Origin of the sequence: Pseudomonas sp. FH1 (assembly GCF_000510895.2) — a bacterium.
Taxonomy (GTDB): domain Bacteria; phylum Pseudomonadota; class Gammaproteobacteria; order Pseudomonadales; family Pseudomonadaceae; genus Aquipseudomonas; species Aquipseudomonas azotoformans_A.
Window position 1 is genome coordinate 1 of the sequence record NZ_AOHM01000008.1, and the last position, 19,327, is coordinate 19,327.

Below are 19,327 nucleotides of genomic sequence, written 5' to 3' on the forward strand. Positions count from 1 at the left end.
GTCCAGATGTCGGTGGAATGGGTGTCCGGATAGTCATGCAATCCGCAGCCACATTGTAAGAACGGATCTTGCCGTGGTCATGGCTAGAGCAGTGGCGACACCGGCGACACCGGCGACAACCCACGTCGGACATGCCCTGCAGCGTGGCGACAAAAGTGGCGACAGTCGCCACTTTTTGCACGCTTTGGCCGTGACGCTTGACCGTCTTTTCGAGTGGGTATAAAAATTGGCGCATGGATCGCTGTCGTTGACAGCACCTGCCCAGGTAGCCAGAACCTTCAAGGCTACGCCACTTGCGTGATGGTTCTTCCCCAAGTGCGATTAGCGTCCGGCGGTTCGCACGGTCACTCCCCAAGAGTGATGGATGCCTACTCGACTGATCTGTCCACTGCGGCAGACGATGGACCTACCTCGCTGCGCTGCAGCAACCTCACCTCTCTGCACACCTCGCTGCGCCAGACTGCGCCCGTCTCTTTCTCCTGGAAAGAGACGGGCGCTCGTACCACTGCTGCAAGCCACGTCGTACAAGGCATTGCCGCAACTCTCCTCGTGACAATCGGCCTGACAAATCCGATTCGTCGCCATCCACAACGACACAGCCACTGGTGCCGCAACCTATGGAAAGGCTGCACCTGACTGACAGTCAGGCATGCGCCAGATGTCGATGTTGTTGCCTTCTCTCACCCAGGATCTCTAGGTGCCGAACTCGTCAGTCGGCACAGCCTCCACCCGCCCGCATCTTCGGATGCGTCTAAGGAGGCCAGATTCATGGGTTTATGCCCTCGCTCCCGGTCGTAAGGAGCCGTGCGTTCCGCGTCAGTGAACACCTCACAGGCCGCAGGGGCCTTGATCCCTGATAACACTCAACATCCGTGGCGGGACTACGTGAGGGCAACCAGCAATGAACGAGGAGAGGGCCCATGCAGCAGTTAGATCCGAAGCTTGAACAACCACGACGACCTCGACCGCTGATTGAGTCGAATCCCGTCGCCCAGGCTTATCCGGTGCAGGCACTGGGTGGAATTCTTGGGCCTGCGGTAGAGCGCATGGCCGAGGTCATCGGCGTGCCCCAAGCACTGGCCGCACAATCGATGTTGGCTGCCTCGGCTCTGGCCACTCAAGGTCATGCGGGCTTACAGCTCGACGGGCGCAGTTATCCGCTGTCGCTGTACCTGATCACGGTGGCCGCGTCAGGGGATCGTAAAACGGCGGCAGATCGATGTGCATTGCTGCCAGCACGGCAATGGGAGCGTGAGCAGTGGCAGCGCTATCGCGAACAACTTACCCGGTACCGTGCCGCACAGCGACAGGCGCAGCGTATCAAGCCTGCCGATCCTGAGTCCGCGAACGGAATGTCACTCGAAGCGGAGCCCTCAGCCCCTCGGCTGATCACCACGGACCCGACTATCGAGGCCCTAGTGAAGGGGCTTTGTCATGACCTGCCTAGCATGGGGCTGTTCTGTGATGAGGGTGGACAATTCCTCGGTAGCAGCACCATGAGTCGGGATAACCGCTTGAAAGCGGTAACAACCTTGTCGTCACTCTGGGATGGCAGTCCGATAGATCGCGCGCGCTCCATGGCAGGTGAAAGCCTGCGAGCCTATGACCGACGCGTGAGCCTGCACCTGATGTTGCAACCGTACTTGGCCATACAGTTACTAAGTGATCCGTTGCTCCAGGGGCAAGGCATCCTCGGACGCTGCCTGATGACCTGGCCCACCAGCCTGGCTGGACAACGTAGCTATCAGGCTGTCGACTTGTCGAAAGACGCCGTCCTAAAGCGATATCACCACCGCCTTTCGGCCCTGTTTCATAAGCCTTGGTCACTTTCCGCTGACGGTGCTCTGCAGCTGTCACCGCTGACCCTCAGTCCGTTGGCCCGCCGTCGCTGGATTGATTTGCATGATGCTATCGAAGCTCAGCTGGGGGAGTTTGGCGAGCTGGCCAGCGTACGGCCCAGCGGATCAAAGGCCGCCGATAACCTGCTGCGCGTCGCCGGCATTCTTGCAGTTGTGGAGGAGAGCAGCGCCGTGGAGGTCGACCATATCCAGCGTGCCTCCGCTTTAGTCGGCTACTACCTCACCGAGATCCAGCGCCTGACTGAGCAGGAGCCAGTGTGTCGAGTAAAAGAGGAGGCAGACCGGCTGCTGCGATGGCTACAGGTCAAAGATTGGAAGCGTTTCAGTATTCGTGAATTGAATCGCAACGGTCCCCGCTTTGCCCGCAAGAGCAGTCGTCATGCCGCCAAGCTGCTGGTCGAGTTGATTGATCATCAGTGGCTCATCACCGACGGCCACACCTTCGAGGTGCGCCATGTTCAATCTTGATGAAGCGCTGCGCAACCATCTGGCTCAGCGCGAAAAGGAGCCGAAAGCGCAATTTGTCGCCGCTACTGTCGCCACTTTGTCGCCACGCTCAAAGCCAAGCAGGGCAAGGGATGTCGCCGCTGTCGCCGGTGTCGCCACCACCCGTAAAACTATCACCTCGACGACAGCCATCATTCAGTTGTTGAAAGAGCAGGGCGTGCATCTCTACGTCACTGACAACACGCTGTGTTTTCGCCCGACTGATTGGGCTCAGTTCGCGATTGTAAGTGCGCACTGGCGAGCCCTTTTGCATGATCTCGCGGCAGTCGATCAGGAACAGAAAAATGGCTCGGGTCGGTAAGCGAGCGGGGCGCAATTTCGGCTTCGGTCGCCAGCTTAGCTATGCTGGACCGCAAGCACTGAAAGACCTGTTTGGCGACGGCCATTTTGCTACCGTCAAAGCCCATAGTGATCGCTGGCAGGCGTTCGTGCATTGGTGTCGATCCGATGAAGGGCCGAGGGTCAACGACGCGCGCCAGATAGACCGCGAGATCCTCATGCGGTACGCCGTCCACGTGCGGGAGCAGGTTGATCAGGGCAACGTCGGCATTGCCACCGCGCAGAACCGACTGTCCAGCGTGAACCGAACGATGGCCGCGCTGCGCGGTGATCAGTACGTCAAAATCCCGAGTCCGAGTAAGGCGCTTGGCTTGCAGCGCTCAAGCGTGCGTAGTGAGGCTCCGCAAGGCCAAGACCGTGCGCAGGTCGAGTTGATCGCGCGGACTCTGTCAGATCGTCAGCAATCGAGGGTGAGTGCCATTGTGCTCCTCGCCCGTGAGACTGGTATGCGCCTGCGCGAAGCGATCCTGGCCGATCTGCCCCGACTGCAACGTGAGGGTCGGCAACTGGGCAAGATCAACATCCAGGATGGCACCAAAGGCGGTCGATCAGGCGCATCGGCACCGCGCTGGATTACGGTAACGGATCAAGTTCGCGATGCCCTGGATTGGGCCAGCGCGAACTCACCCAATGGCAGCCGGAATTTGTTGGCGCCCGACGAAAGCTACAAAGACTTTATGCAGGTAGTTGTGCGACCGGCACGGGACATTCTGCATGAGCATGGATTGAAAGGTTTTCATGAGCTGCGGGCGGCTTACGCCTGTGAGCGCTATGAGCAACTGACCGGCTTCTCCGCGCCCATCAATGGCGGTCGTTGTCATCGAGAGGATCGAGCACTCGATCAGTGTGCACGCCAGCAGATCAGCCACGAGTTGGGGCATAACCGCATCGACGTTGTGAGTGCCTACATCGGAGGTCATCGATGAAGTCCGAGTTCGATATGGAGTTGTTTTTGAGCCCTCTGCTTAAAGGTGCGCATGCCACGCGGCAGCGGCACATCAGGCAAGCAGAAAGGATGCACGAGGCGATTCGTGAGCGTTGGGGTTGCGCGACGCCCTGGTCCTGGAGAGAAAAGCACGTGAGATGGTTTCTGAAGCACTACCTGCGATGCTCAGCTCCAGCTACCGTCTACTATTACGAGTTAACAACAGCGCTAATTCGTAGGCGGTGTGAAAGTATTAAAGCTGACAGTCAGCTCAATTTGGATAAATGCTCACCAAGCTGTGGCATCCCGCAACCTAAATGGTCGACTTCAAGCTAAGCCTATCAGGACGCTCTGCGGACTCTCTTCACTGGGCAAGAAGCTAAGAGGCCGTAGTTTTATACGGCTCTGATATTTCCTGTTCAAGCCCGTCAAGATAATCGGCGTACCACTGCATCATTGTCGTACGTTGCTCCAGGTACTGAGCCTTGTTATAGATCCCTCGGACACCTGACGGCTTGTGACTGAGCTGGGCTTCAATGTGGTCCGCTGGAAAACCGTGCTCGTTGAGTACGGTGCTTGCAATATGACGGAAGCCATGTCCGGTCTGTCGTCCTTCGTAACCAAGGCGCCTTAGCGCCATCAGAAAAACGGTATCGCTGCGAGGCTTGGTTCGATCACTTCGACCAGGGAACAGCAATGGGTACGCTCCCGTGATTTTCCTTAGTTCAGTAAGAGCGCTTAGTGCCTGCTTGCAGAGTGGTACAAGGTGTTCACGCCCTTTTTTACGGCCTTTGCGTTCAACGGGGATGGTCCAAAGCCGTTTGTCAAAGTCGAACTCAGCCCAGTATGCCTCTCGAAGCTCGCTGGGGCGGACAGCCATGAGAGTAAGCAGTTGGAGGCCAAGCTGGATATCCCTGGCGTGTGGGTATGATCGTATTGCTCTGAGCAGTGCGGGAAGTTCTTCCAGGGAGACATGGGCGTAGTTCTCGGCCTTTCCCGATGACAGAAATTTATGAACCCCCTCTAAGGGGTTGTTCATCGCCCTGCCGGTTACGCGAGCCAGGTCGTAGATGTCTTTGCAGTAAGCCCTCACGCGACTCATCTGCTCGAGGATTCCCTGACGTTCGAGCCCTCTCAAAAGCTCCATCCATTCCATCGACATGATGGAGACATAAGGACGTTTTCCGACAAGAGGGAACACGTGGCGTTCCAAGGCTCCAAGGACTCTTTTTGCTGTGCCGACATCCCAGCCAGCCAAGCGAGACGTATGCCATTCACGAGCCAAGACTTCAAAGGTTTCGTTTGTTGCTGCTATCTCCGCAGCTTTTCTAGCTTTCTTGGAGGCTATCGGATTTTTGCCTTCTGCTGCATCCGATCTCAATTCAGCAGCTTTTTGCCGAGCAAGGGCGCCGCTGACTTCTGGGTAACCGCCAAGCCCGAGCCACGACCATTTGCCGTCGGGCTTCTTATAGCGCAACTCCCACGACTTCTGCCCGTTAGGCTTTACTCTGAAATACAGCCCCGAGCTGTCTAGCTCACGGTAGGCCCCCGCTTCGGGAGCGAGATTGACTAGTGCGGTATCGGAGAGAGGACGGCGTTTAATATCGCTGCGTTTCACTCGTGTATGCCTCCAGTTCAATTTTTATTGAAGCATACATGGAGGCATACAAGATGTGAAGGATGTAGGTGGACCAGCTTGGACGTCCAGATACAAGAAAGCCCGCACGAGGCGGGCTTCTTGAGGTAATTTATAGACATCCTTGGATCTCTATAAATCGGTACTTGGTGGCTACACAGGGACTTGAACCCCGGACCCCAGCATTATGAATGCTATGCTCTAACCAACTGAGCTATGTAGCCAAGTGGCGCGCATTATTCGCGTAGAACGGGAATGCGTCAAGTATTTATTTTGAATTTTTATCTACGCTTTCAACTGTTTAAGCGAAATCAGCGGATCTGGCGACGAGTGGATCAGTATTCGCCCTGCCGAGGCCCCGCAAAATGTGATCGCGTTGAGCAGATATCCCTGCCGCTCAACGCGTGCACTGATGCTAAGGGAGTTTCGGACTGTGCGTGGCGCGTTTGAGCTGCTCGCGGGCCCGTGACAGGCGTGAGCGCACGGTGCCGATAGGAATGTCCAGCGCGTCGGCGGTGTCCTGATAGCTGCCGTCGGTTTCCAGTGAGGCGTACAGCGTCTTGCGCATTTCCGTCGGCAGATGATCGATAGCGCTCAGGGTTTTTTCCAGGCGACGGTTGACCTCAAACTCCCAATCCAGATTGTGGTTGTCCTCCTGGCCGTGCCAGAGCGACTCATCAAACTCGCAATGCACGGGCTTGGCGTACAAGCGCCTGAAGTGATTGCGGATCAGGTTTTGCGCGATACCGCACATCCACGTACTGAGCGTGGCATTACCGCTGAAACGCTCTCGGTTGCGCCAGGCTTCCAGGTAAGTCAATTGCAGAAGATCATCCGCATCTTCCGGGTTGAGTACGCGCTTATGAATGAAGCGCCGCAGTTTTTTTTGCTGGTCGTCTGTCAGGTGAAGCATGAATTGAGGCGAGCTGCCAACGAGGTGCGCTAAAGCTTCAATAGGGATATTCATGAATGTTTCCTTGGTGTAGACGCAGTCGAAAAGGTGTCGACGGGAACCCCTTTTGCACTGGCTATGCCAAGAAAATAATTTTCATAACTTTCTGATTTATATCGATAATTTTTTTTGAAATGTATTTTTTCGTGCAGCCCTTTGCATAGAGCCTTGAAGGTCTGTGCAAGTCTTTTCAAACTTTTCGTGTGATCTGACTTTTTGGAACCATTTGCGCTGGCCTTGCCACACAGGGAAACACTCTTCCTGTTCAGGTCTGTCCATGAAAGTCGAATCCTCCCCCGATGTGCAAACGGTCCAGCGCCCGGATGAGCCCGCTGTCAACCAGACCTCCACGCCAGCCCCGACAAACGGCGTGGACGAACTTGCGCTTTTGTTCAATCAGGAAGTGGACGCCAACAGCCGACCGCTGGGCGAGCGGAAGTTGAACCTGCGCGTGCTTGAGATCAAGCATCTCGACGCCCTGTATCGTCAGTTGGGCCATCCGGTCAAGAAGACGCTGGCATTGGTGTCGCTGATGGTCCGGGAAGCATTGCGGCAGCGGGCAGACGTTGGGAAGTTGCTGGAGATCTTTGAGGGCGATCCCGCACGCGCGTTTTTGGTGCTCAAAAATGTGCGGGACCAGGCTGAGACTGAGTCGCGTCCGTCCGAAGCGGTCTTGGCACGCGATGCAATGGCCAGGCTGGAGGTTCGCTTCGAAGGAGAGATCCAAGTAGGCCTGAAAGTCGCTGCCGCGCTGCAGAAAGGCGAGGTAGACCCAAAGGAGTTGGGCGTGCTGCGAACGCTCTATTACTCCAATGTGGTCGCGCGCCAATCGTTGGCGACGATGATGCAGTCCCTGTTGGGTCTGTACGGCGGTGAAGCGTTCACCAGCGGGATCAAGGTGATGCAAAAGGTTTTGGCGAATGATATTGCTGCCGAGAGGCCAATGAGACCCTCACCTCTGTTGCTCACTTTGCTGCAGGGCCTGCAGAGCTGTATGCGGCTCAGCGGGGTGTTGTCCGGTTGTCACGCGCTGCTGCACCGCCTGGGTAGTGATCACGACGCCTTGAGCCTGCTCCAGCGCCTGCTGGTGGTTGCCGGGAGTGGCATTTCGGCTAGCGAAATCCTACGGTTAGGCAGCGATTTAGGGAGCGCGTCGAAACTCCAGCAATTAGTGGCCCTGAATTCCCTTTACCCGTTATTCCAGCAATTGCCTTTGGCGATATGGCTCGACGGTCGGGTACGCGAAGAAACCTTGCGTGGCTTTCTGGCGGTGATCGGTGAGCTGGACCGGATGACGCGTGGCCCCGCGCGTTTTCCCGGTGAGCTGGGGGTCATGGCGTGACAGCGCTTTCGGCCATCAACGGTTTTCTGCTCAAGGTCGCGCAACGCGCAGAAGTGCTGGGCGCCGTGGTGGTGATGGCCATCGTGTTCATTTTTATCGTACCGCTGCCCACTTGGCTGGTGGACATCCTGATCGCGCTCAACATCTGCATCTCATGCCTGTTGATCGTGTTGGCGTTGTACCTGCCAGGCCCCCTGGCGTTCTCTTCGTTCCCGTCGATCCTGCTGTTGACCACCATGTTTCGCCTGTCTCTGTCGATTGCCACGACACGCCTGATCCTGCTGGAGCAGGACGCCGGAGACATCGTCGAGGCCTTCGGCAACTTTGTGGTTGGTGGCAACCTCGCCGTGGGGATGGTGATCTTCCTGATCCTGACCCTGGTCAACTTCCTGGTCATCACCAAGGGCTCGGAGCGGGTGGCCGAAGTGGCCGCGCGTTTCAGCCTGGATGCGATGCCCGGCAAGCAGATGTCCATCGACAGCGACTTGCGGGCTGGCTTGATTGACGGCATGCAAGCGCGGGACAAACGGGAGCAATTGTCCCGAGAGAGCCAACTGTTCGGGGCCATGGACGGGGCCATGAAGTTCGTCAAAGGCGACGCCATCGCGGGCCTGATCATCGTTGTGGTGAACTTGCTGGGTGGTTTTTCCTCCGGCATGTTTCAGCACGGCTTGAGTGCTTCCGAGTCCATTACGCTGTACTCGGTATTGACCATCGGCGACGGCCTGATCGCCCAGATCCCGGCGCTGCTTATTTCCCTCACCGCCGGCATGATCATCACCCGTGTGGCGCCGGACGGACGCAAGGGCGCCAGCAACATGGGCGCCGAAATTGCCCGGCAAATGACCAGCGAGCCCAAGAGTTGGATGATCGCCTCGGTGGGTATGCTCGCCTTTGCCGCGGTACCCGGCATGCCCACTGGAGTGTTTATCCTCATCGCGCTGGTCACTGGCAGCCTGGGGTACTACCTGATGCGCCAGCGTCAACGGCAGGAGCAACCTGCTGCAGAAACCGCCGAAACGGTGCGTCCTGAAGAGAACGGGCGTGAGGACTTGCGTGGGTTTGATCCGTCGAGGCCCTACTTGCTGCAATTCTCCCCGGTGCTACGGGGGACGCCTGAGGTGACGGATCTTGTTCACTCGATCCGCCAGGCCCGAAATGCACTGGTCGCCAATATCGGCTTGACGCTGCCACCGTTCGAGGTGGAACTCGACGACTCACTGGACGACGACGAAATGCGCTTCTGTGTCCACGAAGTGCCCATGGTCAAGGCATCGGTGGTCAGCCATGTGGCGGTGGAGCGTAAAGCGCTGACGGTTGAGCCGGCACATGCCATTCCAGGATTGGTGGAGCGCGATGAACAGGATTGGCTATGGCTGGCACCGGATGATCCGCTGCTCGATGACCCGCAGTTGGAGCGCTTCACCTCGGCGAGCCTGATCGTTGAGCGCATGAAGCAGGCGATGATGCTCAGCGGGCCGCAGTTCCTGGGGATCCAGGAGAGCAAGTCGATCCTCAGTTGGCTGGAGCACAACCAACCGGAACTGGTCCAGGAACTGCAGCGGATCATGCCACTGTCGCGTTTTTCGGCAGTACTGCAACGCCTGGCCAGCGAGGGTGTGCCGTTGCGCGCCGTACGGCTGATCGTTGAGTCGCTGATCGAGTACGGCCAGCATGAACGCGAGCCGGACGCGCTCGCCGACTACGCGCGCATTGCGCTCAAGGCACAGATCTACCACCAGTACAGCGAAGCTGACGGCCTGCATGCCTGGTTGCTGTCGCCGCACACTGAAAACATCCTGCGTGAGGCGCTGCGCCAGACCCAGACCGGGGTGTTCTTCGCCCTCGATGACGAACACAGCGCGGCGTTGGTCAGCCTGCTCAATCAAGCCTTTCCCGTTCGCCCCAAACTCAAGAGCGTGATGCTGGTCGCACAGGACTTGCGCAGCCCGCTGCGCACGCTGTTGCTGGAGGAGTTCAACCACGTGCCGGTGCTGTCCTTCGCTGAGCTGGGCAGCTCTTCCAAGGTCAAGGTGCTGGGGCGCTTCGACCTGGCCCAGGACGAGTTGATGCGTGGTGCAGTGGCATGAAGACTTGGCTATGTCAGGCCTGGAGGGCTCGCTGATGTTTGAATTGCGAGTGCTTGATGGGCGGCATCAGGGGGCTGCGCTGCCCTTGTTCGGAGAGCAGTGGAGCATCGGTGCCCACGCCGATGCTGACCTGGTGCTAAGCGATCCAGGCGTCGCCGAGCAGCATGCCCGGCTGCGACTCATCGACTCGAACTGGTCGGTGCAGGCTGAGGCCGGGTTGCTGGAGGATGCAGAGGGTCAGGTGCTGGCGCAGATTGCGCATCTGGCGCTGAACGCCACGTTTTTGGTGGGCAACGTACGGTTGTGCGTCACGTTGGCCGATGAGCCCTGGCCCCAGGCTGCAGCCTCTGCACCGGAGGTGTCGCCACGGGTCAGTGAGCCGGTGCCGGTGCTTAAGTTGTCGGCCATTTCGCACGCTCAGCAGAAGCGTCTGATTACGCTGGTGCTGGTGGTGACGGTGATCTTCATTGTGGTGGGCATGGCGTCCACCGGGAAGCCTGAGGCCCAGGCCTCGCTGATGCCGCCTGTGGTGCAAAAGCACGAACTGGCCTCACCGTTTGAGGTCCGCCAGCAGTTGTTGAAGATGCTCGGCGAACGTGAATTGAACCAGCGCGTCAGTTTGCAAGTGATCAATGGGCAGGTCGCGCTCAGTGGGGACGTCTCACAGGATGATGTTGAGCTGGTCGCACGCATGCTCAGCCGTTTTGGCGAGCAGTTCGACAGCGCCGTGCCGGTGATCAGCCGTGTGCGCGCACGCGATGGGACGTTGCCGTTCAAGATTGTGCAGATCGTGGGCGGGCCCAATGGTCACGTGGTCCTGGAGGAGGGCAGCCGCCTGTTTGTCGGGGATGAAGTCGACGGCCTGCGCCTGGTGCTGATCGACAACAGCAAGGTGGTGTTCGATGGCGTACAGCGCTATGAGGTGCGCTGGTGAGTGCGGAACTGCAAGCACGCCTGGAAGCCTGGCAGCAACGCCAGGTCCAATCGCTGGCCACCTTCGCACCGGTGACCATGCGGGGGCGCATCCAGCGCGTCAATGGCATGTTGTTGCAGTGTCGGCTGCCTCAAGCGCGTATTGGTGATCTGTGTCGGGTCGAGAAAAAGCAGGGCGACTACATGCTGGCCGAGATCATCGGTTTTGATCAGCAGGACGCGGTGCTCAGCGCCCTGGGCAATCTGGAAGGCGTGCAGGTGGGCGCGGGGGTGGAGCGTCTTGGGGTCTCGCATCGGGTGCAGGTCAGCGAGGCTTTGCTGGGCCAGGTGCTGGACGGCTTCGGGCGACCGATCACGGGAGAAGGTCCGAGTGCGTTTGTCGAGGCTGACTCGCCGGACTCCAGCGCCGTGTTGTGTGAGGCGCCGTTGCCGACTGATCGACCGCGCATCAACCGCGCGTTAGCCACCGGCGTGCGTTCGATCGATGGCCTGTTGACGCTGGGTGAAGGCCAGCGCGTGGGCCTGTTCGCCGGGGCCGGTTGCGGCAAGACCACCTTGTTGGCCGAGATCGCTCGTAACGTGGAGTGCGATGTCATCGTGTTCGGCCTGATCGGCGAGCGGGGTCGGGAACTGCGTGAATTCCTCGATCATGAACTCGATGAGCAACTGCGTTCCAAGGCCGTACTGGTGTGCGCCACGTCCGACCGTTCCAGCATGGAGCGAGCCCGTGCAGCCTTTACGGCCACGGCATTGGCTGAGGGTTTTCGGCGTGAGGGCAAGCGAGTGCTGCTGCTGATCGACTCCCTCACCCGATTCGCCAGGGCCCAACGCGAGATCGGCCTGGCTGCCGGCGAACCTCTCGGCCGCGGTGGCCTGCCGCCTTCTGTGTACAGCCTGCTGCCGCGCCTTGTAGAGCGCGCCGGGTTGACCCGTGAGGGGGTGATCACGGCGATCTACACCGTGTTGATCGAGCAGGACTCCATGAACGATCCAGTGGCCGATGAAGTGCGCTCGTTGCTCGACGGCCACATCGTGTTGTCTCGCAAGTTGGCGGAGCGTGGGCACTATCCCGCCGTGGATGTGCTGGCGAGCCTCTCGCGGATCCTGAGCAACGTCGCCGAGCCTGTGGATATCCAGGCGGGCACGGCGTTGCGACGCTTGTTGTCGGCCTATCAGCAGATCGAACTGATGCTCAAGCTGGGGGAATACCAGCCCGGCAGCGATGCCTTGACCGACCTGGCGGTGGACAGTCGCCAGGCGGTGGATAATTTCCTGCGCCAGGACTTGCGCGAGCCTGCGCCGATGGCGACGACGCTTGAGCAACTCAAGGAGCTGACGGCCTATGTCCCATTCTGATGGGCTGCTCGGCGAAGTCGAGACACTGCGCCGCCTGCGCCGGCACCGGGCAGACCGGGCTGAGCGTGCCTTGCGTGAGGCGAGGCGGGCCCAGCAGGCCCTGCTTGCCAATATCCGCCAGGCCGAGGCTGCACTTGAGCAGATCCGGCGTGATGAGGCTGAACGAAGCGCCCAGTTGCTCAGTGAGCACCAGGGCCAGGTATTGAACCTGCAGGCGCTGAAGTCCTGGGGCGCGCAGGAACGTTCCTTATCGGCCAATACCCGGCGGGGCATGGGGCAATTGGAAGCCTTGCAGGGCCAGCAGGAAGAACGACAGACCTGCGTCGGCAGAGCCCAAATGCAGGTCACCGCCTGCCTGCGACAGGTGGAAAAACTTCAGGAGTTATCTCTTTTACTGGCGCAGGAGCCGACATGGCCCAGGTTTCAGATAAACCCGCCGAGCGTCCACGCCCGCGTGACAGACGAGAGGAGCGAGAGCCCGCAATGGTGGGCGTCCTGCCTGCAGAGCTGACGCGATTGTTTTCCCAGTTGTGGGCGGATGAGGGGGAGGGCTCTGGGGCAGGGCCTCAGCTATCGGGAACCAAGGCGTCGGGCGCTGCGGCGATGATCGAGGCGCTGGCCGAGCAACTGGTACCTCGCCTGCAGGCCGCGTCGCAGTGGCCGCTGCAGGCGGTGTTGTACTTGCCTCGCCTGGGGCGGATCAACGCCAGTGTGCGCCGTGAACAGAACGCCTGGAGTATCGACCTGGACGCACAAGATGATGCGACGGCGCGCTGGCTGAATGGCGTGCGGCAACAGGTTGAGGACCGCTTTACACAATCGTTGGGGCAAACGGTCAGCCTGCTGCTTCCCTCTATCGGGGCTGCATGATGATTCCGGCAGTGCCGCTGCCTCGGGTCAGTGGCGACATAGTTGCCGCACGCCGTCGTCTCGGGCGCGGCTTGCGCTTGCCCTTCGACGTCGCGGGGCAGCGTGGTGAGTTATGGCTCGAACCGGGTCGTGCGCCCACTGCGGGCCAGTCATTGTGCTTCGAAACGGCACGCGGGGTGCTGGCGCTGGCCGAGGCTGGTCCCTTGCTCAGTCTGCTGGGCGAATGCCCGGTGACCTTGGCCAAGACGGGCAACGATCCGGACTCCTGGTTCTGGGGGTTGTTCCAACACCACCTGAGCCCGCAGGTGCAAACACTGATGGGCCATGTGCGACTGCTGGATGTCGAGCGCCCCAAGGGGTTTGGTTGCCGACTCAGCGTGACGCTGGGGGCCTCCCGGGCAATGGGCTATCTGTGGCTGACGGCCGAGAGCTTCCTCGCGTTGTGTGATGCCGGGTCGTGGCGCAGCAACGCCGCGCCGTTGCCTGCGTCGTTTCAACTGGCAATTGCCGTGACCCTTGGACGCCTGCAATTACCGATTGCACAGGTACGTGGCCTGCGGGCTGGGGATGTGCTGATACCAGAACAGAATTTTTTCCAGGCCCAGGGCGCTGGCCACGTACAGGTTGGCAGGCAGCGGCTGCATGGGCGTATTGACGATGACGCAGGCGCGTTGTGTCTGACACTGACTTCGATTGAGGGCACCTCCATGGATGAAGAATTTATCGCTCCCGACTACTCGGGGTATGACGAAGATGAACCCGTTGTGGACGTATTCGGTCATGAACCTTTCGACGAGTTGAGCATGGCGTTGAACATACGCTGCGGAACACTGAACCTCACCCTGGGCGAGTTGCGCAGCCTCGCCCCCGGTGCCGTACTGGGTGTCGCCGGTTATGCGCCCGGCATGGCGGGTCTCTATTACGGCGACCGGCCGATCGGCCTGGGACAGTTGGTGGAAGTCGACGGGCGCCTGGGCTTGCAGTTGTCCCGCGTGATGTTCGCCGGATGATCCTTCAAGGGCTGGATCCCTTAGTTCTCGCGGTCTTCCTGGCGGCATTGTCATTGATGCCCATGCTGTTGATCGTCTGCACTGCGTTCCTGAAAATTGTGATTGTGCTGATGATCACCCGCAACGCCATCGGTGTGCAGCAGGTGCCGCCCAGCATGGCCATCAATGGCATCGCGCTGGCGGCCACGCTATTCATCATGGCCCCGGTGGGGTATGAAATCGCCGAACACGTCAAAGCCTCACCCTTGGACTTGAGCAACGTGCAAATGCTTCTGCAGACAGGCAGTGAGGCGATCAAACCGCTACGTGCCTTCATGCTGCGCAACATCGACCCGGATGTGCTGACGCACCTGTTGGAGAATTCCAAGCGCTTGTGGCCTGCGCAGATGGCCGAGCAGGTGCAGCGCGAAGACTTGATCCTGGTGATCCCGGCTTTCGTGTTATCGCAGCTGCAGGCGGGGTTCGAGATCGGCTTTCTGATCTATATCCCCTTCATCGTAATCGACCTGATTGTCTCCAACCTGCTCCTGTCGCTGGGCATGCAAATGGTCTCGCCGATGACTATTTCCCTGCCACTCAAATTGTTGTTGTTCGTGATGGTGTCCGGTTGGTCTCGGTTGCTCGACAGTCTGTTCCTCTCCTACCTCTGAGTGCCATATGGAACCTATCGTGCTGTTCAAGCAGGGCATGTTGTTGGTGGTGGTGCTGTCGGCGCCACCGTTGATCGTGGCGGTGGTGGTGGGGGTGTTGACGTCTCTCGTGCAGGCATTGATGCAGGTACAGGACCAGACATTGCCCTTTGGTATCAAGCTGGTGGCCGTGGGTATCACGCTGATCATGACTGGCCGCTGGATTGGCGTGGAGTTGATCCAGTTGATCAACCTCACCTTCGAAATGATCGGCCGTTCGGCCCTGAACTGAGGCCCTGCCCATGCTGCTCTATCTCGAATACCTGCCCAGCCTGCTGATCGGCATGGCGCGTATCTACCCCTGCGGCATCCTGGTGGCGGCGTTCTGTTTTCAACACATCCGGGGCATGCCGCGACATACCCTGGTGATGGTGATGGCATTGATGCCCGCACCGGGAATTCATGCCGCATTAGCCAGCCAGGATTACTCCGCAATCATGCTGGCTGCGTTGGTACTCAAGGAGGTGGCCCTGGGGATTTTACTGGGGGTGCTTCTGGCGATGCCGTTCTGGATGTTCGAGTCAGTGGGGGCGCTGCTGGACAACCAGCGGGGTGCCTTGGCGGGCGGGCAACTCAACCCTTCGCTGGGTCCGGATGCAACGCCGATCGGGCATATGTTCAAGCAACTGGCGATTTTCCTGCTGATGACCAGTCTCGGCCTGGGCACTCTGACCCAGGTGATCTGGGACAGCTACCTGATCTGGCCGCCCACCCTGTGGTTTCCGCTGCCTGCGGCGAACGGCTTTGATGTGTTTATCGGCCTGCTGGGGGATACGTTCACCCACATGATGCTCTATGCCGCCCCCTTTATTGCGGTGTTGCTGTTGCTGGAGTTCGGCATCGCACTGTTGGGGGTCTACAGCCAGCAGTTACAGGTGAGTACCCTGGCGCCACCGGTCAAGAGCCTGGCGGGCATTGGCATCCTGTTATTGTACTTTGCGCTGCTGCAGGATCTGATCGTCGGGCGTATAAGCCTGCTGGGCGACCTTAAACATTCATTGGGCGTTTTGCTCAAGGTCGCAGTGCCATGAGTGACTCAGGCGAAAAAAAGCACCCGGCGTCCGCCAAGAAACTGCGTGACCAACGCAAGAAAGGCCAGGTCGCCCAGAGCCAGGATGTCGCAAAGCTGCTGGCGCTGACAGCGATCAGTGAAATTGCCTTGGCCACCGCCGAGACCAGCCTGCAACGCTTCCAGCAATTGATGCTGTTGCCGATGTCACGGCTGAACCAGCCCTTCACGCGTGCGCTGGAGGAGGTGCTGTTCGACGCGCTGGGGGTGTTCTTTTCATTTGCCCTGTTGATGGCCGGGGTCGCGATTACCACGAAGCTGATCAGCAGTTGGATGCAGTTCGGACTGCTGTTTGCGCCGGAGGCCTTGAAGATGGATTTCAATCGCCTCAACCCCGTCAGTCAGGTCAAGCAGATGTTCTCTGCCCAGCAGTTGATGAACCTGCTGATGAGCGTGGCGAAAGCCTTCCTTATCAGTTTGATTCTGTATGTGGTGATCTGGCCCGCAGTGGGCACGCTGATCAACCTGGCCACCAGTGACCTGCAAAGCTACATCGTGGCGTTGATCGCGCTGTTCCGTCATCTGCTGCACGTGTGCCTGGGCATGCTGCTGGTGCTGGCGCTTGTCGACATGATCCTGTCCAAGCACTTTTTTGCCAAGCGCATGCGTATGACCCAAGTGGAAGTCGTCAAAGAGTACAAGGACATGGAGGGCGACCCCCATGTGAAAGGGCAACGCCGTTCGTTGGCGTACCAGTTGGCTCAGGAAGAACCAAAGGTCAAGCTGCCCAAGCTTGAGGAATCCGACATGCTGGTGGTCAACCCGACGCACTATGCCGTCGCGCTGTATTACCGTCCGGGTAAGACACCACTGCCGATGTTGGTGAGCAAAGGTACGGATGATGAAGCCCGCACATTGATCCGCCGCGCCAAGGCGGCCGACGTGCCGGTGATCCAGTGTGTCTGGCTGGCGCGCACGCTCTATACGAAAAAACTGGGCGCTGGTATCCCACGCGAAACCTTGCAGGCCGTGGCGCTGATTTACCGAACCCTGCGTGAGCTCGATGATGAAGCCAAGCGCGAAACCCTGGAGCTTCCCGAGCTTGAGCGACGCTGATCACGTGTCCAAGGCTTGCAGGGTGGCCAGCGACAGCATCCGGCTGAGGATTCTGTCGAGCGTGCTGGTGGTTGCCGGCAATGCATGCCAGATCACCAGGGCATGCTGAGGGTCGAGGTAGATAAAGCAGCCATCGAACGCGACTGCCTGCTCAAAGCGTCGCTCTAGCACCCGTTGCAATTGCCCGGCCTGCAAAGCCTCACGCGCGATGCACAGGGCCAACCCTGGTCGCTGGCCGGCGCGTTGTGCGCAAACCTTGATGCCGGGCGCCAGGGGCAGGTGAGCGGGTGCGCCACTCACCAGGTTGTCGAAAAATACCTGCCGTGGGTCGTCGGGCATTTCCGGAGGCCTCAGCGTTCCAGTGATACCGTTTGGTAATCCGCCCGCTCACCGGAGGGGGCGGGCTCGACGCGCATCTGCGGCGGCCACCAGATCACCATTTTGTCTTGGCTCGATTGCGGGCGTGAGCATGAATCACCTTTGCACGTCGGCGTACAGCCGGTGAAGAGCATCGCGGCGCCGATCAAGGTGACGCACAACAGTCGGTTCATCATGGTGTGGCCTTCTGAGCTGGAGTGATCAAGGAGGGGCGGGGCACACTGAGGTGTTCATCCTTCACCACCGGGCGCATGGCGATAAATACCTCGGCTTCTTCACCCGGCTTGAGCCAGGCGCGCGGCCAGACAGTGACCGCCAGGGTCTGCGAGTTGCTGCATTCCTTTTCATCGATACGCACATTACGTTTGAACTGGTTGCGCAACACCACAACCGCCACGTTGTATTCCGGGCCGGCGTACCACTGGCTGCGCTCGCTATTGAGCGCCAGCAAATCACGGGTGCTGCACAAGGTGTTCAGCGCCAGAGGCATTGGTGCCGCACTGAAAGACTTGGGGACTTCTCCACTGACCAAGCGCGCCAGCGTGGTGATGATGTCACTGCGTTTGATCACCGGCTGATGCGGTGAGTAGCGTCTGGCCAACGGTGTGAGGGCCGCTTGCAACTCGGCCTGATCGTCCTGTGGCAAGTAGCGCGACGGGTCGTCCTGGTCCCCGATCACGCGGGGTGTGAGGATGAACAAGCGCTCACGTCGATTGTTGTGGCGTTCTGTCGAGGAAAACAGCGCCTTGCCCAGCAACGGAATATCCCCCAGCAGCGGGATCTTCTTTTGCTGGTCGGAACTGTCGGTGACATGGAAGCCACCCACTACCAGCGAACGCTTCTCCTGCATCACGGCCTGGGTGCTGACCTTGCCCCGGCGAACGTCGGGGTGATTGGGGTCTCGCTCGGGATTGGTTTCGTCGAAATTACCGTCTTCGATATCGATGGCCAAATGGATCTGGTGAACGCCTCGGCCCGTCGTTACCCGGGGAACCACTTGGAGGCTGGTGCCCACCGTGACGGGTAAAATGGTTGCGTAATCTCTACCGGGGGTGATGTATTGGGTGCGGTTGAAGTCGATCACCGCCGGTTGGTTTTCCAGGGTGAGCACAGAAGGATTGGAGACCATGGTTGCCAGTCCCTTGGCCTCCAGCGCGCGGATATCGGCGTAGAAACGATCGCGGTTTTCAATCGACACCTGCGACGAGGTGCCAGGCGCCATGTTGACGCCGCCGCGGAAGCGACTGTTCTGGAAACCCCAGTTCACCCCGAATTCACGCAATTGCGTCCGTTCGATATCGAGAATGATCGCATCGATTTCGATCAGTTTGCGTGCGACGTCAAGTTGGGTGATCAACTCGCGGTACATGGCCTGGCGCTCCGGCAGGTCATAGATCAGCACGGCATTATTGCGCACATCGGCTTCGACGCGGATGCGGCTATTGGATGTCGGCGCCCGCTTGGTCATTGTGGGGCCGGCGTCCAACTGCCCTGTGTTGCCATTTGCACCGAGCATTTGGCCCAGCAACGGGTTGCCCAGCCGAGGCGCGTTGAGTGTCAGAGGGGATGGCTGGGATGAGGTGGGTTGGCTCATCCCCGAAAGCGTTGAGGCGGAACGGGGTTCCAAGAGTCCCCGCAAAATGCTCGCTACGCCGGGAACGACGAGTTTTTCACCTCGGTAATCCACGGTGCGGTCTGCCGCGTTGGCAAATTTGAGCGGGAAGCTGAGAACGCTCTGCTTTTCGTCCGCCGAGCGGCGTTTGCTGCTGAACTGCTTGATCTGTTCGATGTAGGTTTTGGGGCCGGAGACCAATACGACACCGTCTTCGGGCAATTCGCCCCAGCCGAAACGGCTATCAAGCAGGCCGATATCGGTCAGCGCTTGCTTGAGGTCTGAAATAGTTTCCGAGGAGACTTCCAGGCGCGCGGATTCCTGCTGGTCCAGCGTGCTGATGAATAGGGTGTTGTTGTAGAGATACCACTGAAACCGGTGTTCAACCCCGAGTCTATCCAGCATGGACTGTGGGGTATTTGCGCGGATCTTGCCGTTGACGTCGCCTTCCAGCAGACCTTCGATTTGCAGTTGTGTGCCAAAGGTCTGGGCGAAGTCGTCGAGTACGTCCCGTAGCGGTTTGTGCTCGGCCTCGTAGGCGTAGGCGGTGTTTTTCCACTCGCTGGGGATGGCCGCCACTGCATGTTCTATTGGGACCAGCAGACAGGAAAGCAGGGCGATGCTGTACCCAAGTGTTCGTCGGGACGAAGCATCAGGCGAAGTTGGGCGCAAACTGCGCCGCTTGTGGGTCTTATTCTTCATAG

Annotated in this window: 18 protein-coding genes, 1 tRNA gene and 2 pseudogenes; 15 read left to right on the plus strand and 6 right to left on the minus strand. The window is 59.2% G+C overall.

Annotated elements, in window-relative coordinates; translation table 11 throughout:
- Window positions 1–920 precede the first annotated feature (920 nt).
- The 4 genes and pseudogenes from H096_RS04060 to H096_RS34465 form a co-directional block, all read left to right on the plus strand.
- Entirely contained in the window at window positions 921–2,327 is a 1,407-nt protein-coding gene (locus H096_RS04060) for a YfjI family protein (RefSeq protein ID WP_032902229.1), read from the plus strand.
- Complete coding sequence (locus tag H096_RS04065) at window positions 2,314–2,667, plus strand: hypothetical protein (protein WP_033896927.1); 354 nt, start codon at window positions 2,314–2,316, stop codon at window positions 2,665–2,667. The genes H096_RS04060 and H096_RS04065 overlap by 14 nt, the downstream gene beginning before the upstream one ends.
- Window positions 2,651–3,631, plus strand: coding sequence for an integrase domain-containing protein (locus H096_RS04070; RefSeq protein ID WP_033896929.1), 981 nt, complete (start codon window positions 2,651–2,653; stop codon window positions 3,629–3,631). Before H096_RS04065 ends, H096_RS04070 begins: the two co-directional genes overlap by 17 nt.
- Window positions 3,628–3,873 (plus strand): annotated as a pseudogene (locus tag H096_RS34465) (hypothetical protein); the annotation flags it as partial. The gene H096_RS04070 and the pseudogene H096_RS34465, both read left to right, overlap by 4 nt.
- Before the next feature lie 136 nt (window positions 3,874–4,009).
- On the opposite strand, the gene H096_RS04075 reads toward H096_RS34465, so the two are convergent.
- The 3 genes from H096_RS04075 to H096_RS04085 all read right to left on the minus strand — a co-directional run bounded on the left by H096_RS04075 (window position 4,010) and on the right by H096_RS04085 (window position 6,233).
- A complete protein-coding gene (locus tag H096_RS04075) occupies window positions 4,010–5,248 on the minus strand; it encodes a tyrosine-type recombinase/integrase (RefSeq protein ID WP_032903968.1) in 1,239 nt (412 codons plus the stop codon).
- A gap of 165 nt (window positions 5,249–5,413) precedes the next feature.
- Window positions 5,414–5,490 (minus strand) — tRNA-Met (locus H096_RS04080).
- A 191-nt stretch (window positions 5,491–5,681) separates the two neighbouring features.
- The gene (locus H096_RS04085) at window positions 5,682–6,233 is read right to left on the minus strand and encodes an RNA polymerase sigma factor (RefSeq protein ID WP_033896930.1); all 552 of its coding nucleotides are present in this window, start codon (window positions 6,231–6,233) and stop codon (window positions 5,682–5,684) included.
- A gap of 262 nt (window positions 6,234–6,495) precedes the next feature.
- On the opposite strand from H096_RS04085, the gene H096_RS04090 reads away from it, so the two are divergent.
- The 11 genes and pseudogenes from H096_RS04090 to sctU all read left to right on the plus strand — a co-directional run bounded on the left by H096_RS04090 (window position 6,496) and on the right by sctU (window position 16,633).
- Window positions 6,496–7,560 carry an HrpJ domain-containing protein gene (locus H096_RS04090; protein WP_033896931.1) on the plus strand — a complete coding sequence of 355 codons (1,065 nt, stop codon included), beginning with the start codon at window positions 6,496–6,498 and terminating at the stop codon, window positions 7,558–7,560.
- Entirely contained in the window at window positions 7,557–9,650 is a 2,094-nt protein-coding gene (gene sctV / locus H096_RS04095) for a type III secretion system export apparatus subunit SctV (RefSeq protein ID WP_033896932.1), read from the plus strand. Before H096_RS04090 ends, sctV begins: the two co-directional genes overlap by 4 nt.
- Window positions 9,651–9,684: 34 nt before the next feature.
- Window positions 9,685–10,584 carry an FHA domain-containing protein gene (locus tag H096_RS04100; RefSeq protein WP_033897005.1) on the plus strand — a complete coding sequence of 300 codons (900 nt, stop codon included), beginning with the start codon at window positions 9,685–9,687 and terminating at the stop codon, window positions 10,582–10,584.
- Window positions 10,581–11,939: a FliI/YscN family ATPase gene (locus H096_RS04105; protein WP_033896933.1), complete on the plus strand. Its 1,359-nt coding sequence runs from the start codon at window positions 10,581–10,583 to the stop codon at window positions 11,937–11,939. The genes H096_RS04100 and H096_RS04105 overlap by 4 nt, the downstream gene beginning before the upstream one ends.
- Window positions 11,926–12,351 (plus strand): annotated as a pseudogene (locus H096_RS04110) (YscO family type III secretion system apparatus protein); the annotation flags it as partial. The gene H096_RS04105 and the pseudogene H096_RS04110, both read left to right, overlap by 14 nt.
- A 191-nt stretch (window positions 12,352–12,542) precedes the next feature.
- Window positions 12,543–12,809 carry a type III secretion system HrpP C-terminal domain-containing protein gene (locus H096_RS34810; RefSeq protein WP_346963004.1) on the plus strand — a complete coding sequence of 89 codons (267 nt, stop codon included), beginning with the start codon at window positions 12,543–12,545 and terminating at the stop codon, window positions 12,807–12,809.
- Window positions 12,806–13,819, plus strand: a complete 1,014-nt coding sequence (locus H096_RS04120; RefSeq protein ID WP_033896935.1) for a FliM/FliN family flagellar motor switch protein — start codon at window positions 12,806–12,808, stop codon at window positions 13,817–13,819. Before H096_RS34810 ends, H096_RS04120 begins: the two co-directional genes overlap by 4 nt.
- Complete coding sequence (gene sctR / locus H096_RS04125; protein ID WP_033896936.1) at window positions 13,816–14,469, plus strand: type III secretion system export apparatus subunit SctR; 654 nt, start codon at window positions 13,816–13,818, stop codon at window positions 14,467–14,469. The genes H096_RS04120 and sctR overlap by 4 nt, the downstream gene beginning before the upstream one ends.
- 7 nt (window positions 14,470–14,476) lie before the next feature.
- A complete protein-coding gene (gene sctS / locus H096_RS04130; protein ID WP_033896937.1) occupies window positions 14,477–14,740 on the plus strand; it encodes a type III secretion system export apparatus subunit SctS in 264 nt (87 codons plus the stop codon).
- 10 nt (window positions 14,741–14,750) lie between these two features.
- Window positions 14,751–15,539: a type III secretion system export apparatus subunit SctT gene (sctT, locus tag H096_RS04135; RefSeq protein ID WP_033896938.1), complete on the plus strand. Its 789-nt coding sequence runs from the start codon at window positions 14,751–14,753 to the stop codon at window positions 15,537–15,539.
- A complete protein-coding gene (sctU, locus tag H096_RS04140; protein ID WP_033896939.1) occupies window positions 15,536–16,633 on the plus strand; it encodes a type III secretion system export apparatus subunit SctU in 1,098 nt (365 codons plus the stop codon). Before sctT ends, sctU begins: the two co-directional genes overlap by 4 nt.
- Here sctU and H096_RS04145 read toward each other — a convergent pair whose 3' ends face one another.
- The 3 genes from H096_RS04145 to sctC are packed head-to-tail and all read right to left on the minus strand — an operon-like array spanning window position 16,634 to window position 19,325.
- Window positions 16,634–16,972: a hypothetical protein gene (locus tag H096_RS04145; protein WP_033896941.1), complete on the minus strand. Its 339-nt coding sequence runs from the start codon at window positions 16,970–16,972 to the stop codon at window positions 16,634–16,636. It abuts the gene before it with no gap.
- An 11-nt stretch (window positions 16,973–16,983) separates the two neighbouring features.
- The gene (gene hrpT, locus H096_RS04150; RefSeq protein ID WP_033896942.1) at window positions 16,984–17,187 is read right to left on the minus strand and encodes an HrpT family type III secretion system protein; all 204 of its coding nucleotides are present in this window, start codon (window positions 17,185–17,187) and stop codon (window positions 16,984–16,986) included.
- Window positions 17,184–19,325: a type III secretion system outer membrane ring subunit SctC gene (gene sctC / locus H096_RS04155; RefSeq protein WP_033896944.1), complete on the minus strand. Its 2,142-nt coding sequence runs from the start codon at window positions 19,323–19,325 to the stop codon at window positions 17,184–17,186. Before sctC ends, hrpT begins: the two co-directional genes overlap by 4 nt.
- Window positions 19,326–19,327: the final 2 nt, after the last annotated feature.

Bases quoted from the DNA above. Each gene is read 5' to 3' on its own strand.
- H096_RS04060 (WP_032902229.1), top strand. From the start codon at position 921: ATGCAGCAGTTAGATCCGAAGCTTGAACAACCACGACGACCTCGACCG.
- H096_RS04145 (WP_033896941.1), bottom strand. From the start codon at position 16,972: ATGCCCGACGACCCACGGCAGGTATTTTTCGACAACCTGGTGAGTGGC.
- sctS (WP_033896937.1), top strand. From the start codon at position 14,477: ATGGAACCTATCGTGCTGTTCAAGCAGGGCATGTTGTTGGTGGTGGTG.
- H096_RS04090 (WP_033896931.1), top strand. From the start codon at position 6,496: ATGAAAGTCGAATCCTCCCCCGATGTGCAAACGGTCCAGCGCCCGGAT.
- H096_RS04070 (WP_033896929.1), top strand. From the start codon at position 2,651: ATGGCTCGGGTCGGTAAGCGAGCGGGGCGCAATTTCGGCTTCGGTCGC.
- hrpT (WP_033896942.1), bottom strand. From the start codon at position 17,187: ATGATGAACCGACTGTTGTGCGTCACCTTGATCGGCGCCGCGATGCTC.
- H096_RS04120 (WP_033896935.1), top strand. From the start codon at position 12,806: ATGATGATTCCGGCAGTGCCGCTGCCTCGGGTCAGTGGCGACATAGTT.
- sctC (WP_033896944.1), bottom strand. From the start codon at position 19,325: ATGAAGAATAAGACCCACAAGCGGCGCAGTTTGCGCCCAACTTCGCCT.
- sctR (WP_033896936.1), top strand. From the start codon at position 13,816: ATGATCCTTCAAGGGCTGGATCCCTTAGTTCTCGCGGTCTTCCTGGCG.
- sctT (WP_033896938.1), top strand. From the start codon at position 14,751: ATGCTGCTCTATCTCGAATACCTGCCCAGCCTGCTGATCGGCATGGCG.
- H096_RS04085 (WP_033896930.1), bottom strand. From the start codon at position 6,233: ATGAATATCCCTATTGAAGCTTTAGCGCACCTCGTTGGCAGCTCGCCT.
- H096_RS34810 (WP_346963004.1), top strand. From the start codon at position 12,543: ATGATCGAGGCGCTGGCCGAGCAACTGGTACCTCGCCTGCAGGCCGCG.
- H096_RS04065 (WP_033896927.1), top strand. From the start codon at position 2,314: ATGTTCAATCTTGATGAAGCGCTGCGCAACCATCTGGCTCAGCGCGAA.
- H096_RS04100 (WP_033897005.1), top strand. From the start codon at position 9,685: ATGTTTGAATTGCGAGTGCTTGATGGGCGGCATCAGGGGGCTGCGCTG.
- sctU (WP_033896939.1), top strand. From the start codon at position 15,536: ATGAGTGACTCAGGCGAAAAAAAGCACCCGGCGTCCGCCAAGAAACTG.